Source organism: Humitalea sp. 24SJ18S-53 (assembly GCF_050632385.1).
GTDB lineage: Bacteria > Pseudomonadota > Alphaproteobacteria > Acetobacterales > Acetobacteraceae > Humitalea.
The window spans coordinates 3,784,766-3,799,780 of record NZ_CP192599.1 but is presented as its reverse complement, the minus strand read 5'-3'; the positions used below and the strand labels follow the sequence as shown (position 1 = coordinate 3,799,780).

Below are 15,015 nucleotides of genomic sequence, written 5' to 3'. Positions count from 1 at the left end.
GAAGGCGATGTCCCGGCGCGAGATGCACCTGTTGGCCTACCTCAAGACAGGTCCGACCGCGAACCACATGGGGGCCTGGCGGCATCCCGACGCTTCACTCGACGACATCCTGCAACCCGAACGCTACGAGCACATCGCCCGCGTGCTGGAGGCTGGTCGCTTCGATGGCTGCTTCTTCGCCGACGGGCTGGGCCTGCACGACATCTACAAGGGTGGCTTCCAGACGCGGCTGGAGTTGGGTGGGCAGATCAGCTTCCTTGATCCGATGATGGTGCTGCCGCTGATGGCGCGGGTGACGCGCCATCTGGGCATCGGGACGACCCTTTCGACCACCTTCCACCAGCCCTACAATCTGGCGCGGATGCTGGCGTCGCTGGATATTCTCAGCGGCGGGCGCGTTGCCTGGAATATCGTGACCTCCACGCGGCGGGAGGAAGCGCGCAATTTCGGCATGGATGATTTGCCGCCGCGCGAATTGCGCTACGACATGGCTGATGAGGTTGTGGAAGCCTGCTGCGCGCTCTGGGATTGCTGGGATGACGGCAGCCTGGTGATGGACAAGGAGCGCGGCGTGATGGTCGATGCCTCCCGCGTCCGCCACGCTGACTACCAGGGCAAGTGGTTCAGCACGCGCGGGCCGCTGACCATGCCGCGTTCGCCGCAGGGGCGGCCGGTGCTGATGCAGGCGGGATCGTCACCACGGGGGCGGGATTTTGCCGCGCGCTGGGCGGAGATGATTTTTTGCCCGCAGCACACCAAGGCCGATATGCAGGCCTTCTACCTCGACATGCACCAGCGCATGGTTGCCGCCGGGCGCGATCCGGAGTCCTGCGCGATCATGCCGCAGCTTGAGGTGGTGATCGGTGAAACCGAATCCATCGCCGAGGAGAAGGCCGCCTACCTCGAATACCTGGTCGAGCCGGAACTCATCCTGGCGGCGCAGTCGAGCGCGCTGGGCGTCGATCTCGCCGCCAAGGTCGATGACATTGATGAAGCAGCCAAGGCGCGTGGCAACCAGGGCATGCAGGGCACACTGGATCGCGTTCGGTCGGTGATGGAGACGGAAGGCGTGACCTTCGCCCAGGCCGTCACCAAGTCGCACCGCGACCTGATCCTTGGCACACCCACCAGCGTTGCCGACCAGATGCAGGATCTTTTCGACTCACGTGCCTGCGATGGCTTCGTCGTGTCGCAAATGGTCTTCCCGTCGTCGCTGGAGCAATTCTGCCGATCGGTGGTGCCGGAGTTGCAACGGCGCGGCATTTTCCGGCGCGACTACCGGGGGCGCACCCTTCGCGAGAACCTGCAGGCGACGCCGCGCGGTTGAACTTTTGGCCAGGAGAGTAGGATGGACCGCATCGACAGACGCAGCCTGATGCTGGGGATCGGCGCGGTTGCCGCCGCCGGGCCGGCCATGGCGCAGGGCACGCCACGCCGCGGCGGCACGCTGACCGTGGGCTTCGAGGACAATACCCGCACGCTGGATCCGACCTTCTCGATCCAGTTCGGTGAGCGGCAGATCCTGTATTTGATCTACAACACGCTGGTCGCCATCGAGCCGGACTTCTCACTGAAGCCCGAATTGGCGAAAGCCTGGACGATCGAGAACGACGGCAAGCGCTATGTGTTCGAATTGCAGGCTGGCGTGAAATTTCACGACGGCACTGCCTTCGATGCGGCCGCGGTGAAGTGGAACATCGATCGGCGCCTGGACGAGGCCGTCGCCTCACCGCAGCGCAATCAGCTTCGGCCGCTGATCGACAATGTCGAGGTCATCGGACCGCTGATGGTCGCGATCAATCTGCGGTCGCCGCATCCGGGACTGCTCGCGGACATGGCGGACCGCGCGGGCTGCATGGTGTCGCCCGCCGCGGCGCAGCGCTTCGGCCAGGATTTCGGCCGCAATCCCGTCGGCACCGGCGCTTTCGTCTTCCGCAACTGGACGCAGGGCACCAGCATCACGCTGGAACGCAACCCTGACTATTGGGAAGCCAATGCCACCTGGTTGGACCGTGTGGTGTTCCGTTCGACACCGAACACCGTCATCGGGCTGCAACGCCTGATCGTGGGCGAGGTCGATTTTGTCGACGCGCTGGCGCCGGATAGCCTGCGGCAGATCCAGGGGCGCGAAGGCATCACGACCGATCGTGCGCGCGTGGGTCGCTGGTACTCGTTCCAGTATCAGGTGGACAAGCCGCCCTTCGACAATGCGAAGCTGCGCCTGGCGATCGCGACGGCACTCGACCGTGATCGGATCAACCAGATCACGATGGATGGGCAGGCGACCATCGCGAATGGGCCGACGCCGCAAGGGTTGTGGTGGTCCTCGCCCGACACCATCGTGCATGCCCATGATCCTGCACGAGCGCGGGCGCTGCTGGCCGAGGCCGGGGTCGCGCCGGGGACCACATTGACCCTGACGACGCCGAGTGAGCCGCTGTATCGCCGCATCAACCAACTCGTGGTGGAACAGCTCGGCGCTGTCGGGCTCCAGGTCACGCTCGCGCCCGTCGCGCAGTCGGAATTCTATGCGCGTGTCGTGTCGCGGGCGATCAACTTCGTCCCGATCAACTGGACGCAGCGCGCCGATCCTGATGGGCTCTTCTATATCCTTTTCCACAGCAAGGGCTTTGCCAATACGACGGGCTACAGCAACCCGGAGGTGGATGCGATGCTCGATGCCGCACGCCGCACGGTGGACCGGGAGGAGAGGCGGCGCCTCTACGCCGCGGTGAAGGACCAGTTGATGCGGGACCTGCCCTATATCCCGTTGTACTTTGCCGCCGAGTTTGCCGCCTACAACCGCAGGCTCGTCGGCGTCGTGAAGATGCCGGACAATATCCCGCGCTTCCGCTACGCCTGGAAGGCAGCATGATCCCGGCACCATGACCGGCTTCGTATTGCGACGGCTGGTCTGGATCCTGCCGAATGTGTTGCTGCTGACCTTCCTGCTGTTCGCGGTGGTGACGGGATGGCTCGGTAGTCCGGCTGGGATGATGCTGGGCACGGATGCCTCGCCCGAGGCTGTGGCGGCACTCGACCGTCGCTATGGCTTCGATCAGCCGATCTGGCGCCAGTACATCGCCTGGGTTGGGGCGGCGCTGGGGGGGGATTTTGGGCGATCTTACGCGACGCAGCAGACCGTTGCCTCGATGATCGCCCCGGCCGCGCCGGTGACGCTTGAACTCAGCGCATGGGCGATTCTGCTCGCGCTGGTCACGGCGGTCGGGCTCAACAGCCTGACGGTGGGGCGGCAGGCGATCGGCACGGTGACCTCCGCGCTTAGCGTGATCGGCGTGACGATCCCGAACTTCATGCTGGGGGCCAGCCTGGTCTATCTGTTTTCGGTCCATCTCGGCTGGCTGCCGACCACCGGCTGGGTGCCCTGGAGCGAAGGGGTGGGCACGCATCTTCGGCACCTCATCATGCCGGTGCTGACCTTGTTCGCATTCTATTTCGGGTCGTTCACCATGATCTACCGCGCCGAATACCGCGCAGTGCAGCGGCAGCTTTTTGTGCGCGTCGCTGCGGCCAAGGGCCTGTCGGATACGCGCGTTTCCTTCCGCCACGTGTTGCCGAATGCGATCCTGCCGGTGGTGACCTATGTGGGCATTTCGGCTGGCCATCTGATCGGCGGGGCGGTGGTGACGGAAACGGTGTTTTCCATCCCGGGACTGGGGCGTTTGTTTGTGTCCGCCATCGGTGCCTATGATTTTCCGGTGATGCTGGCCATGGGCATGATCGTGCTGGCGGGCGTGACCGTGACCAACCTTGCGGCCGATATGATCCTGGCCGCCATCAACCCGCAGATCCGACTTTGAGCATGGATGGACGGCTGGCCCGACGCGTCTTCGGCGGTGGGCTGATCCTGCTGGTCGTGCTGGCGGGGGTTTTCGCGCCGTGGCTGGCGAGCCATGACCCGAATGCCTCCGGCGCCGATGTCTTGGCGGGGGCGTCGGCCGAGCATTGGTTCGGCACCGATGATCTTGGCCGCGATGTGTTTTCGCGGGTGCTGCACGGCGCCCGCATTTCACTGATCGTCGGCCCAGCGGCGGCGCTGGTGGCCGCTGCCATCGGCGTGCCGATCGGCCTGATTGCCGGTTACGCGCGTGGACGCATGGATGTGGCACTGATGCAGGCCATCAACCTGTTCATCGCGATGCCGAGCCTCGTGCTCGCGTTGATGATCACGGCCATGGTCGGGGCGACCTTGCAGAACCTGGTGCTGGTGCTGGGTTTCGTCATGTGGCCCGAAATGGCCAGGCTGGTGCGGGGCCAGGTCATCAGCGTGCGAGAGGTTCTGTTCGTCGAGGCCGCGCATGCGATCGGATGCAAGCCATCACGCATCCTGGCGAGGCACATCTGGCCGAACATCATGCGCACCATCGCGGCGCAGATGGCGATCGCGGTCTCCTCGGCGATCTTCACCGCGGCGAGCCTGGGCTTCCTCGGCCTGGGCCTGCCGCCGCCGGCGGCGGATTGGGGCAGCATGGTGCAGAGCGGGTTCGACTACCTGTCCGTCAACCCGTTGCTCAGCCTCGCACCAGGGGGGGCCGTGGCGCTCACCGTGCTCAGCTTCTACCTGGTGGGCCAGACCGTTGAGTGAGGCGCCGCCGCTGTTGCGCGTGGAGGCGCTGCGCACCGTGTTCCGCACGCGCGCAGGAGAGGTTGCGGCCGTCGATGGCGTGGGCTTCGACATTGCGCGTGGGCGCACGCTCGGCATCGTCGGCGAAAGCGGTTGCGGCAAGTCGATGCTGTCGCTGTCGGTGATGCGCCTGGTGCCGCCTCCCGGGCAGGTCATGGCCGGCAGGATCCTGCTGGATGGCCAGGACCTCGCGTCGCTTTCGTCGCGCGCGATGCGCGCGATCCGCGGCAAGCGCATCGCCATGATCTTCCAGGAACCGATGAGCAGCCTGAATCCGCTCTTCACCATCGGCCACCAGATCGCCGAGGCCATGCGTGCGCATGATACAGCCGCATCCGACCGCGCATTGCGTGCACGCTGCATCGAACTGCTGCGCCGCGTGCGCATTCCAGCGCCCGAACGCCGGGTGGACGACTTCCCGCACCAGATGTCGGGCGGCATGCGCCAGCGCGTAATGATCGCGATGGCCCTGTCCTGCGAACCGGAACTGCTGATCGCCGATGAACCGACGACCGCGCTGGACGTCACCGTGCAGGCGCAGATCCTGGATCTGCTGCGCGACCTTCAGGCGCAGAGCGGGATGGCGATGATGCTGATCACGCACGACCTTGGGGTGGTGGCGGACATGGCGGACGACATCGCCGTCATGTACGCCGGCCGCATCGTCGAGATGGCGCCCAAGGCGGCGATCTTCGACGATCCGCAGCATCCCTATACGCTGGGGCTGCTCGGCAGCATGCCGCGGATCGAGGACCGTCGCGAGCGCTTGCTGGCGATCGACGGCATGGTGCCGCCCCCCTTCAACCTGCCACCAGGCTGCCGCTTCGCGCCGCGTTGCGTCTTCGCGGCGCCCGCCTGCGATGCATCGCAACCCGCGCTGCGGCATCTTGGCGCAGGCCATGTCGCGGCCTGCCTGCGCGCCCCATTGGAGGGCATCGACGCGTGAACCCGCCCCTGCTTGAGGTCGAGGACCTTTCCCGCCACTACCCGGTGCAAGGCGGGCTGTTTCGGGGTCGCACGGTCGGCGTCGTGCGCGCGGTGGATGGGGTGTCGTTCCGGATCGGTCGTGGCGAGACCCTGGGATTGGTTGGCGAGTCCGGGTGCGGCAAGTCCACCCTGGCGCGGCTGGTGCTGCGGCTGATCGAGCCGTCCGGTGGCACCGTCCGCTTCGCCGGCCAGGATATCACGGCGATGTCGGGCGAACCGCTGCGCCAGTTGCGGCGGAAGATGCAGATGATCTTCCAGGATCCCTTTGCGTCGCTGAACCCGCGCATGACGGTGGCGGACCTGATCGCCGAGCCGCTGGTCGTGCATGATCTTGGCGACGCTGCGGCGCGGCGGGCGCGGGTGCGGGCGCTTCTGGCCCTGGTCGGGCTGGACGAAAGCCATGCGCGTCGTCGGCCGCATGAATTCTCGGGCGGACAGCGGCAACGGATCGGAATCGCCCGGGCCTTGGCCGTGGAACCGGGGCTGATCGTATGTGATGAACCGGTCTCGGCGCTGGACGTCTCGATCCAGGCGCAGATCGTCAATCTTCTGCGGGATCTCCAGCAGCGGCTTGGCCTGTCCTACCTGTTCATCGCGCATGACCTGGCGGTGGTGAAGCATGTCGCCGATCAGGTGGCGGTCATGTATCTCGGCCGGATCATGGAGATCGGGCCGGCCGAGCAGATTTTCGATGACCCGCGGCATCCTTATACCCGCACGCTGATCGCCGCGGCGCCGCGCCCCGATCCGCATCGCGGCCGGCAAAGGGATTTGACGCCGGGCGACGTGCCGAGCCCGATGGACCTGCCCAGCGGTTGCCGCTTCCACACCCGCTGCACCTACGCGAACGACCTGTGTCGTAAGGTCGAACCGGTCCTGTCGGCGGTGGGTGACGGCCATCTGGCCGCCTGCCATCGCGCGGCAGACCTGCCGCCGTCGGCGGAGGCCGAACTGGTGCGGCCGCCCTCTGTCAATGCTGCGACGCGGCTGGCGCTTTACGCGGCCAGGCGCGACCGGGGTTAGGGCAGCATCTCGCTGCCCGGCACCACACCCTTCGGCAGCCCCGCGACATAGCGCGCGACGTCACCGGGGCGCGCGATCCACAAGCGGTCGCGATGATCGACGATATGGGTCAGCGCGCGGCGCAGTTGCTTCAGCCGATACGGCTGCCCGACCAGGAAGGTGTGCAGCACCAGGCTGCACACCAGCGGATATTTTTCCGATTGGCGCAGCAACTCGTCGAACTGGTCGATCATCATATCGGCAAAATCGCGCCCGGAATGCTGGCGATAGGCCATGGCGGGGCTGTCGTTGATCTCGACCGAATAGGGGATCGACAGGATCGGTCCGGACCGCGTTCGCATCCAGAACGGCTGGTCATCGGCGGGCCAGTCCATGACGTAGTCGAAGCCCTCCTCCTTCAGCAGGTCCAGCGTAACGCCGGTCTGTGCGAGCCAGGGTCCCATCCAGCCCTTTGGCCGTTGGCCGGTGTGGCGGGCGATGCCCTCGGCGCTTTCGGCGATCAGCCGGCGTTCGTCGTCTTCCCAGAGTGAATCCTGGCGTTCGGAATTGGTCCGGCCATGGCCGACAAACTCGTCGCCGCGCTTGATCAGCGCGGGTGCGATTTCCGGGCAGGCATCGAGTGCGGCGGTGTTCACATTGTGCGAACAGGGCAGCCCCATCTCGTCCAGCATGTCGAGCATGTACCAAAGCCCGACGCGGTTGCCGTAGTCGCGCCAAGCATAGTTGCGCTGGTTCTGCGGTGCGCCGATCTGCGCGCTGTCGCTGCCGATGCCGGCACGAAAGGCAAAATGCTCGATGTTGTTGGACAGCAGCAGCGCCAGCCGCTTGCCGCCCGGCCATTCGTAGGTCGGGCGTTGCGGCAGGGCGCTGTGCGTGTAGCGGTTGTGTTCGGGCAGCTTCATGCGGTCCTCCTGAAGGCTCAGACCTTGGCGCGGTCGATCACAGATTTCGGGAACAGGTCCTCGACCGCCAGGCGCCGCGCGGTCAGACCTTGCTCATGCGCATAGCGGGTCATCGTGTCGATCACCTTGGCATTGGCCTGCACGCCATAGGGCCAGAAATCCTCGCCCATCAGGGCGCGGGTGCGCTTCAACTCATCCACTGCCCAGGGCAGGGTGGTGTAGAGGTGGCCGATCTTGGCGATGTCGATCATGCACAGTCGCTTGGCTTCCTCGAAGGCCATCTGCACGTTCACCGGCAGCCAGGGGTTCTGCTCCACCAGGCTGCGGCGGATGCCGACCAGGTGCATGATCGGGAAGATGCCGGTGCGCGTGAAGTAGGCTTCCTCGGCAGCACGGTAATCGGGGAATAGCCTCGCGACTTCTGGTGTTTCACCGAAACAGGACGGTGCACGGGCTGTGAGCAGCGCATCGATGGACCCCTCGGCCAGCGCCGCGGACAGGGTCGTGTCGGCCGGGATGGGACGCACCTCGACTCCCTCAGGCAAGTCCAGCGCCACGACATTGCCGCGCCCCGCTTCTTCCAGCCCCCCGACGCGCCAGCGGATGTCCGACGGCGCGACCCCGTGCTCATCCTGCAGCACACCACGCATCCAGAGCGCCACGGTCATCTGGTATTCCGGCACGCCGATGATCTTGCCCTTCAGATCCTCGGGGCGGGCGATGCCGCGGTCGGTGCGGATATAGATGGAGGAGTGGCGGAACAGCCGGGACAGGAACACCGGGATGCCGACGAATTCGCAAGTGCCCTTGGCGACCTGGACCATGTAACTCGACATCGACAATTCGGTGATGTCGAATTCCTGGTGGCGGAAGGCGCGGTGGAAGGCTTCCTCCGGCGACATCGCCAGCGGCACCACATCGCAGCCGGCGATCGAGACGCGCCCGTCGAACAGCGCGCGGGTGCGGTCATAGGCGCAGCAGGACAGGCTGGCGCGAACACGGTTCATGGCACAGGTCCGATCAGCGAGAGAATATCCACCGGCGACACCGGCACACGATTGATCCGCACGCCGAATGGCCGCAGCGCATCCTCGATCGCGGAGGCAATGGCGGCAGCAATCGGGATCACCCCGGCCTCACCGACGCCCTTGATGCCCAGAGGGTTCAGGGGGGATGGGCTTTCCATGTGCCGGATGGTCACGGGCGGCATTTCTGTCGCTGTCACCAGCAGGTAGTCGGCGAGGGTGGTCGAGATAGGCTGCGCGTTCTCGTCGAAGCGCATTTCCTCGAACAGCGCATTGCCGATGCCATGCGCGATGCCGCCCATCAACTGGCCTTCGACGATGCGCGGATGCAGGGCTCGGCCACAATCATGCGCGAAGACGATGTGGCGCAGCGTGACGCCGCCGGTGTCGGCATCGACCTCGACCTCCGCGACCGCGCTGCCATTGGCATAGGCCATGGCGTCGATCACGACTTCCTCGGTCGCGATCAGCCCGGGACCGAGGCCCGCGGGCAGCGCGAAGCCCGGCAGGCCGGCGGTGGCGCGGGCGATCTCGCCGAGGCTTTTGCGCATGCCGGGCGCACCCTTGACCCGGACGTCGCGGCCTTCGATCTCCAGATCCTCGACTGCGACTTCCATCAGTTCGGAGGCCACGGCCAGGATTTTTTCACGCACACGCAAGGCCGCGGCATGTGCGGAACTTCCGGCCAGCACGGCCTGGCGACTGTTCGATCCGCCGATCCCCATGGGTGCGGCGGCGGTATCGCCCGTCAGCACGGTGACGTTGTCCATGTCGAAGCCAAGATGTTCGGCGACGATCTGGGTCAGCATGGTGCGGGTGCTTTGGCCCATGGCGGCGGCGCCGGTCGCGACGACGATACGGCCCGAAGGTTCGACCCGGACCGAGACATGTTCGAATGGCCCGCGCCCCGTGCCCTCGACGTAATTCGCCAGGCCCATGCCGATGTGGCGCCCTGCCGCCAGGGCCTCCGCCTGCCGCCGGGGGAAATCCGCCCAGCCCGCGCCGTCCAGCGCGAGTTGCTGGCAGGCCGGGTAGTCGCCGCTGTCCAGCACGACCTGCATCCCGCCGCGCGTGCGCAGCGGCGTCGCATAGGGCATGCGGTCGCCGGGCACGAGGTTACGGCGCCTGATCTCGTCGCGGCCGATCCCCAACTCCCGCGCGGCGCGGTCCAGCAGCCGTTCCATGGCGAAGACGCCCTGCGGCTGGCCGGCGCCGCGCACGGGCGTGACCGGAACCTTGTTGGTGACGGCGACGCGCACCTGCATGCGGAAGGCCGGAACGACATAGGCCAGGGGCATCGCCGACACGGCGCCCTGCGGCACGTTGATGCCGCGCGCGGTCCAGGCGCCATGGTCGTGAACCAGGCCGCCCCGCAGGCCGAGGATGCGACCCTCCGCATCGGTCGCGATCTCGACATCCCAGGCCTGGTCGCGTTCCTGCGTCGTGGTGACGCAGTGTTCGCCCCGGTCCTCGATCCATTTGACGGGGCGACGCAGCAGTTTTGCCGCGAGGGCGATCACGACTTCCTCGGCGTAGAAGATCAGCTTTGGCCCAAAACCGCCGCCGACATCGGGCGTGACCACGCGAACCTGCGTCTCCTCCAACCCCAGCAGGTCGCAGATCATCCGTCGCGAGGCGTGCGGCGTCTGCGTGGAGTTCCACAGGGTAAGCCGGTCTTCCAGCGGATCATGAACCGCGACGAGACCCCGGCATTCCATCGACTGGGCACTGCCGCGATGCATCCATAGCTCTTCGCGGAAGCGATGCGGGGCGCTGGCGAAGGCGGCCTCCACGTCGCCATAGGCCAGCACCATCTCGGCGGCGAGATTGCCGGCCTGGTCGCTATGCGCGGCGGGCGAGCCGGGCAGCAGGGCCGCGACGCAATCGGCGACGGCGGGCAATGGTTCGTCGTCGATCATGACGGCCGCCGCGGCGTCCTCGGCCAGCGCGCGGCTATCGGCGATGACGACGGCCAGGGCTTCGCCGACGTGAACGACCTCGGCTTCCGCCAGCACCGGCCGATGCAGGTCCATCCGGTAGGCGGGGCTGGGCAGGGCGACCCGCAGCCGCGTGTCGGTCAGGTACGGCCGCAGATCGGCCAGGGTCAGCACGGCGTGAACGCCCGGCATGGTGCGGGCCGCCGAGGTATCGATGCCCTTGATCAGTGCATGCGCCTGCGCCGAGCGCACGAATGCGGCGTGCAGCATGCCGGGCAGGGCGATGTCATCGGCGAAACGCCCCTGGCCGCGGATCAGCGCGGCATCTTCCAACCGCGCGACGTCGCGGCCCAGCAAGCGGGCTTCGGGCCAGCCGGTCATGCGGCGCGCAACCGTGCGGCGGCATCCAGCGTGGCCGCGACGATGCTGTCATAGCCGGTGCAACGACAGGTATTGCCGGAGATCGCGATGCGAATCTCCTCGTCCGTGGGGTCCGGGACCTGGGCCAGGAATTCGGTGAGCGTGGTCAACAAGCCCGGCGTGCAGAAGCCGCATTGCAGGGCGTGATGCGTGCAGAACGCGTCCTGCAACGCCCCCAGCGGGCCGGTCGCCGGGCTGAGGCCCTCGACCGTGGTCACCGTCATCCCCTGCGCCTGCACCGCCAGCATCAGGCATGCCCGCACCGCCTGGCCGTCCAGCAGCACCGTGCAGGCGCCGCAGACGCCATGCTCGCAGCCCAGATGCGTGCCGGTCAGGTTCAGGCTGCCGCGCAGGAAATCCGCCAGATGCTGGCGCACTGGCACATCGGCCTCTTGCACCGCGCCGTTCACGGTCAGTTGGATGCGCCGCGTCGTCATGCGGCGCGACCGAATGCGATGCCAAGGCCGCGGCGCACCAGCACCTCGGCCACGCGCTGGCGATACCAGCCGGGAACGGCGGGATCGCTGATCGCGTCGATGTCGCGGCAGGTCGCGGCGGCGTCGCGGAACAGCGCCTCCGATGGGGCGGCGCCCTGCAACAACGCCTCGGCCGCCAGCAGGCGCAGCGGCGCGTGGCCCACGCCGCCGAGCGTGATCGAGGCGCGCGACAGGCGCCCGTCCGCGCCGCGCAGCAGCAGCACGGCGGCCGAGACGATGGCGTAGTCACCATGCCGGCGCGCGAATTCGCCAAAACTGTGTCCATGCCCGGCCGGCCAATCCGGCAGGTCGATGGCGGTGACGATTTCCTCTGGCGCCAGCGATGGCGTCATGAAGCCCGCCGGAAAATCGGTCATGGCGATGCGGCGTTGCCCGGCCGGTCCCGCGACCAAGATTTCGGCATCGAGCGCGGCCGCGACGCTGACCAGCTCGGCAGAGGGATCGAGGTGGCAGAGCGAGCCGCCGATGGTCCCGCGGTTGCGCGTCTGGCGGTGGCCGATCTGGGTCAGGGCCTCGGCCATCAGCGGGCAGCGGCGAAGGATGTCCGGGCTGTCCTCCAGCGCCCGCTGGCGGGTCATCGCGCCGATGCGCAGCCCGGTTTCGGTCGCGGCGATGCCGGCCAGGCCCTCGACCCGGTTCAGGTCGATCAGGTGGTCGGGATAGACCAGGCGCAGGTTCAGCATCGGCATCAAGGATTGCCCGCCAGCCAGAAGCCGGGCGTTGTCCAAACTCGCCAGCAGCCCCAGCACCTCATCCAGGCGATGCGGGTCGTGGTAGTGAAACCCGGCCGATTTCACGCGGCACCGTCCAGCAATTCCCGCACACGCTGCGGCAGGATCGGCAGGCTGGTGATCGCGCCTGGCCGGCGCAACGCATCATCGACGGCGGCGGCGATGGTCGCGCCGACCGCGTTGGTGCCGCCTTCGCCCGCGCCCTTGATGCCGAGGGGATTCAGCGGGCTCGGCGCATCCTCGGCGATCAGCACATCGACCGGCGGCATTTCGGCGATGGTCGGGATCAGGTAGTCGGCGAAGGTCGTGGACAGCGGCTGGCCCTGCGCGTCGTAGCGGAATTCTTCATACAGTGCGCCGCCAAGCCCCTGCGCGAAGCCGCCGACCAACTGGCCTTCGACCAGCATCGGATTGACCGCGCGGCCGATGTCATTCGCGACCAGGTAGCGTTCGACCCGGACCTCGCCGGTCATCCGGTCCAGCCGCACTTGCGCGAGGTGCAGGCCGTAGGGATAGACCATGTGCTCGCTCCAGAACCAGCGCTCGGCCGTGAGTCCCGGCGTCAGGCCCTTCATGCGCGCTGCGTTGGGGCCCATCTGGCGCGCGACATCGCCCAGCGAGATCGAAGCACCACCCGGGCGCAGCACCTGCCCATCCACGATGGTCAATTCGTCGGCCGGCGCCTGCAGCAATTCGGCGGCGGTTTCCAGCGCCATGGCGCGCACCGCCAGCGCCGCCTGCCAGGTGGCCGAGCCGGACATGACCGTGACGCGGGACGCATGCGCGCCATTGCCGAATTCGATGCGGTCGGTGCGCCCGCGCACGACGCGGATTTTCGCGTGATCGACGCCCAGCGCCTCGGCGCAGATCTGCGCCAGCACCGTCTCCATGCCTTGGCCGACGGAGGCGGCACCGCTGACCAATTCCACGCCGCCCGTCGCATCGATGGTGACGCGGACGCCGTCGGAGGGGCCAAGGCCGCTCTTCTCGACGAAGAAGCCGAGGCCAAGGCCGACGCATTCCCCAGCGGCGCGACGTTGCGCCACTGCTTCTTGCGCGGCATTCCAGCCGAAGCGCGCCAGTGCCTTGTCCAGCAGCCCCGCATAATCGCCGGAATCCAGCACGACATCGGTGCCCAAGGTGTCCAGCGGGCGCGCATAAGGCATCTCTGCGGTGCCGATCAGGTTTTCCCGCCGCACCACGATCGGGTCCAACCCCAGGCGGTCGGCGATGGCGTCCATCAGCCTCTCGCGGACAAACGTCGTCTCGTAGCGCCCGGGTGCGCGATAGGTCGCGGCCGGCGTCTTGTTGGTCAGGCGGAAATGCCCCGCGACGCGATAGGCCGGCAGCCGATACGGGCCGGGCAACATGCCCGCCGCCAAATCCACGATGCGTGCGCCATGGGTGCGGACATAGGCGCCCTGGTCGTGGAAGAAGGTATCGTCAATCGCGAGCAGGCGCCCCTGCGCATCGACCGCCGCGCGGATACGGTGGCGTTGCTGCCGCGAATGGTTTGTCGCGACGAAATGCTCCCGCCGGTCCTCGATCCATTTGATCGGCCGGTCTAGGCGCAGCGCCGCCAGGCAGACCAGCAGATCCTCCGGATAGAGTTCGCCGCGCACGCCAAAGCCGCCGCCGACATGGCCTTCGAACAGGTGCACCCCGGCCTGGGGGCGGCCAAGCAGACGCGCGATCTCGTCGCGGTTCCAGTGCTGCTTCTTGGCACTGCCGTGCAGTTCCAGCACGTCCTGGCCCGCGTCGTAGCGCGCGATGGCGCCGCGCGTTTCCAGCGGCACGCCCGAATGCCGACCCACCGACAAATCCAGCGCGACCACGGCAAAAGCGTCGCGGAACGCGGCCTCCACATCGCCGTAGCTCTTGCGGATGATGGTGGGCTCGGTCCCGAGGCCAGGAGCGAAATCGCCCGGAGGGGCGGCGGCGTCGAGCAGTGGCGGCAGTTCCTCGACGTCGACCGACACCAACTCGCCGGCATCCTCCGCGACATAGGGATCTGTGGCAAAGATCGCCGCGACCGGTTCGCCGACATAGCGCACCCGGTCCCGCGCCAGGATGTGCTGGCAATAGGGCTCCATCCCCGTGACCTTGGTCGCGCGGAAGGGGATGGGCGGGATGTCGCGCACATCGGCGCCGGTCCAGATCGCGACCACGCCGGGTAGCGCCAGCGCCGCCGCGGTGTCGATGCCGATCAGCCGGCCATGCGCGACCTGCGCGCGCACGATCCGCATATGGAGTTGGCGCGGGAAGGAGACGTCGGCGGCGAATTTGCCGCGCCCGCGCACCAGGGGCAAATCCTCCAGCCGCGTGACAGGGCGACCGATGCTGGTTTGCGGGCCGGGAGGCAGGTCGTTCATCGCGCGCGCATCGCCACGGCGGCGGCACGCACCGCTTGGGCGATGTTCTGGTAACCGGTGCAGCGGCAGAGGTTCGACGACAAGGCCTCCATCAGGGTCGCGTCGTCGATCTCGGGATCCTGTTCCAGCAACCCCACCGCCAGCATCAGGAAGCCGGGGGTGCAGTAGCCGCATTGCAGCGCGTGATGGTCGATGAAGGCCTGTTGCAGCGGATGCAACTGGTCGCCCACCGCCAGGCCCTCGACCGTGCGCAGCGCACGCCCATCGGCCTGCACGGCAAAGATCAGGCAGGCGCGGACGGGTTGGCCATCCATCAACACGGTGCAGGCGCCGCAGACGCCGTGTTCGCAGCCCAGATGCGTGCCGGTCAGGCCGCAATCATCGCGCAGTGCATCCGCCAGGGTGCGCCTGGCCTCGATGTGCAGCCGATGGTCCTGGCCGTTGACGTGCAGGGTGATGGCGTGTCGCGTTTGCAT

General features: G+C 67.3%; 13 protein-coding genes. 6 read left to right on the top strand and 7 right to left on the bottom strand.

The features are described from left to right. The first annotated feature begins 7 nt into the window (after positions 1–7). Genes ACQW02_RS18130 through ACQW02_RS18105 form a run of 6 tightly spaced genes read left to right on the top strand, consistent with a single transcriptional unit; the run spans position 8 to position 6,655 of the window. On the top strand, positions 8–1,327 hold the full coding sequence (locus ACQW02_RS18130) for an LLM class flavin-dependent oxidoreductase (protein ID WP_431281311.1): 1,320 nt from the start codon (positions 8–10) through the stop codon (positions 1,325–1,327). A gap of 21 nt (positions 1,328–1,348) precedes the next feature. Continuing rightward, positions 1,349–2,875 (top strand): ABC transporter substrate-binding protein, encoded by a 1,527-nt coding sequence (locus ACQW02_RS18125; protein ID WP_431281310.1) that lies wholly within the window; start codon positions 1,349–1,351, stop codon positions 2,873–2,875. Positions 2,876–2,885: 10 nt separating this feature from the next. After that, the gene (locus tag ACQW02_RS18120) at positions 2,886–3,821 is read left to right on the top strand and encodes an ABC transporter permease (protein ID WP_431281309.1); all 936 of its coding nucleotides are present in this window, start codon (positions 2,886–2,888) and stop codon (positions 3,819–3,821) included. Between the two features lie 2 nt (positions 3,822–3,823). Next, positions 3,824–4,606, top strand: coding sequence for an ABC transporter permease (locus ACQW02_RS18115; protein WP_431281308.1), 783 nt, complete (start codon positions 3,824–3,826; stop codon positions 4,604–4,606). After that, positions 4,599–5,591, top strand: coding sequence for an ABC transporter ATP-binding protein (locus tag ACQW02_RS18110; RefSeq protein WP_431281307.1), 993 nt, complete (start codon positions 4,599–4,601; stop codon positions 5,589–5,591). Before ACQW02_RS18115 ends, ACQW02_RS18110 begins: the two co-directional genes overlap by 8 nt. Then, positions 5,588–6,655 (top strand): ABC transporter ATP-binding protein, encoded by a 1,068-nt coding sequence (locus ACQW02_RS18105; protein WP_431281306.1) that lies wholly within the window; start codon positions 5,588–5,590, stop codon positions 6,653–6,655. Before ACQW02_RS18110 ends, ACQW02_RS18105 begins: the two co-directional genes overlap by 4 nt. Here ACQW02_RS18105 and ACQW02_RS18100 read toward each other — a convergent pair. The 7 genes from ACQW02_RS18100 to ACQW02_RS18070 are packed head-to-tail and all read right to left on the bottom strand — an operon-like array spanning position 6,652 to position 15,015. Beyond that, a complete protein-coding gene (locus tag ACQW02_RS18100; RefSeq protein ID WP_431281305.1) occupies positions 6,652–7,557 on the bottom strand; it encodes a polysaccharide deacetylase family protein in 906 nt (301 codons plus the stop codon). The two genes, ACQW02_RS18105 and ACQW02_RS18100, sit on opposite strands and share 4 nt — an antisense overlap. 17 nt (positions 7,558–7,574) lie before the next feature. After that, complete coding sequence (locus tag ACQW02_RS18095; RefSeq protein WP_431281304.1) at positions 7,575–8,564, bottom strand: ABC transporter substrate-binding protein; 990 nt, start codon at positions 8,562–8,564, stop codon at positions 7,575–7,577. Next, the gene (locus ACQW02_RS18090; RefSeq protein ID WP_431281303.1) at positions 8,561–10,900 is read right to left on the bottom strand and encodes a xanthine dehydrogenase family protein molybdopterin-binding subunit; all 2,340 of its coding nucleotides are present in this window, start codon (positions 10,898–10,900) and stop codon (positions 8,561–8,563) included. Before ACQW02_RS18090 ends, ACQW02_RS18095 begins: the two co-directional genes overlap by 4 nt. Beyond that, positions 10,897–11,376, bottom strand: coding sequence for a (2Fe-2S)-binding protein (locus ACQW02_RS18085; protein ID WP_431281302.1), 480 nt, complete (start codon positions 11,374–11,376; stop codon positions 10,897–10,899). The genes ACQW02_RS18090 and ACQW02_RS18085 overlap by 4 nt, the downstream gene beginning before the upstream one ends. Continuing rightward, complete coding sequence (locus ACQW02_RS18080) at positions 11,373–12,233, bottom strand: FAD binding domain-containing protein (RefSeq protein WP_431281301.1); 861 nt, start codon at positions 12,231–12,233, stop codon at positions 11,373–11,375. The genes ACQW02_RS18085 and ACQW02_RS18080 overlap by 4 nt, the downstream gene beginning before the upstream one ends. Beyond that, a complete protein-coding gene (locus ACQW02_RS18075; RefSeq protein ID WP_431281300.1) occupies positions 12,230–14,539 on the bottom strand; it encodes a xanthine dehydrogenase family protein molybdopterin-binding subunit in 2,310 nt (769 codons plus the stop codon). Before ACQW02_RS18075 ends, ACQW02_RS18080 begins: the two co-directional genes overlap by 4 nt. Beyond that, positions 14,536–15,015, bottom strand: coding sequence for a (2Fe-2S)-binding protein (locus ACQW02_RS18070; protein ID WP_431281299.1), 480 nt, complete (start codon positions 15,013–15,015; stop codon positions 14,536–14,538). The genes ACQW02_RS18075 and ACQW02_RS18070 overlap by 4 nt, the downstream gene beginning before the upstream one ends.

Excerpts from the sequence above, each read along its gene's own strand:
- ACQW02_RS18085 (WP_431281302.1), bottom strand. The coding sequence starts at position 11,376 with ATGACGACGCGGCGCATCCAACTGACCGTGAACGGCGCGGTGCAAGAG.
- ACQW02_RS18125 (WP_431281310.1), top strand. The coding sequence starts at position 1,349 with ATGGACCGCATCGACAGACGCAGCCTGATGCTGGGGATCGGCGCGGTT.
- ACQW02_RS18120 (WP_431281309.1), top strand. The coding sequence starts at position 2,886 with ATGACCGGCTTCGTATTGCGACGGCTGGTCTGGATCCTGCCGAATGTG.
- ACQW02_RS18075 (WP_431281300.1), bottom strand. The coding sequence starts at position 14,539 with ATGAACGACCTGCCTCCCGGCCCGCAAACCAGCATCGGTCGCCCTGTC.
- ACQW02_RS18115 (WP_431281308.1), top strand. The coding sequence starts at position 3,824 with ATGGATGGACGGCTGGCCCGACGCGTCTTCGGCGGTGGGCTGATCCTG.
- ACQW02_RS18095 (WP_431281304.1), bottom strand. The coding sequence starts at position 8,564 with ATGAACCGTGTTCGCGCCAGCCTGTCCTGCTGCGCCTATGACCGCACC.
- ACQW02_RS18090 (WP_431281303.1), bottom strand. The coding sequence starts at position 10,900 with ATGACCGGCTGGCCCGAAGCCCGCTTGCTGGGCCGCGACGTCGCGCGG.
- ACQW02_RS18070 (WP_431281299.1), bottom strand. The coding sequence starts at position 15,015 with ATGCAAACGCGACACGCCATCACCCTGCACGTCAACGGCCAGGACCAT.
- ACQW02_RS18100 (WP_431281305.1), bottom strand. The coding sequence starts at position 7,557 with ATGAAGCTGCCCGAACACAACCGCTACACGCACAGCGCCCTGCCGCAA.
- ACQW02_RS18130 (WP_431281311.1), top strand. The coding sequence starts at position 8 with ATGTCCCGGCGCGAGATGCACCTGTTGGCCTACCTCAAGACAGGTCCG.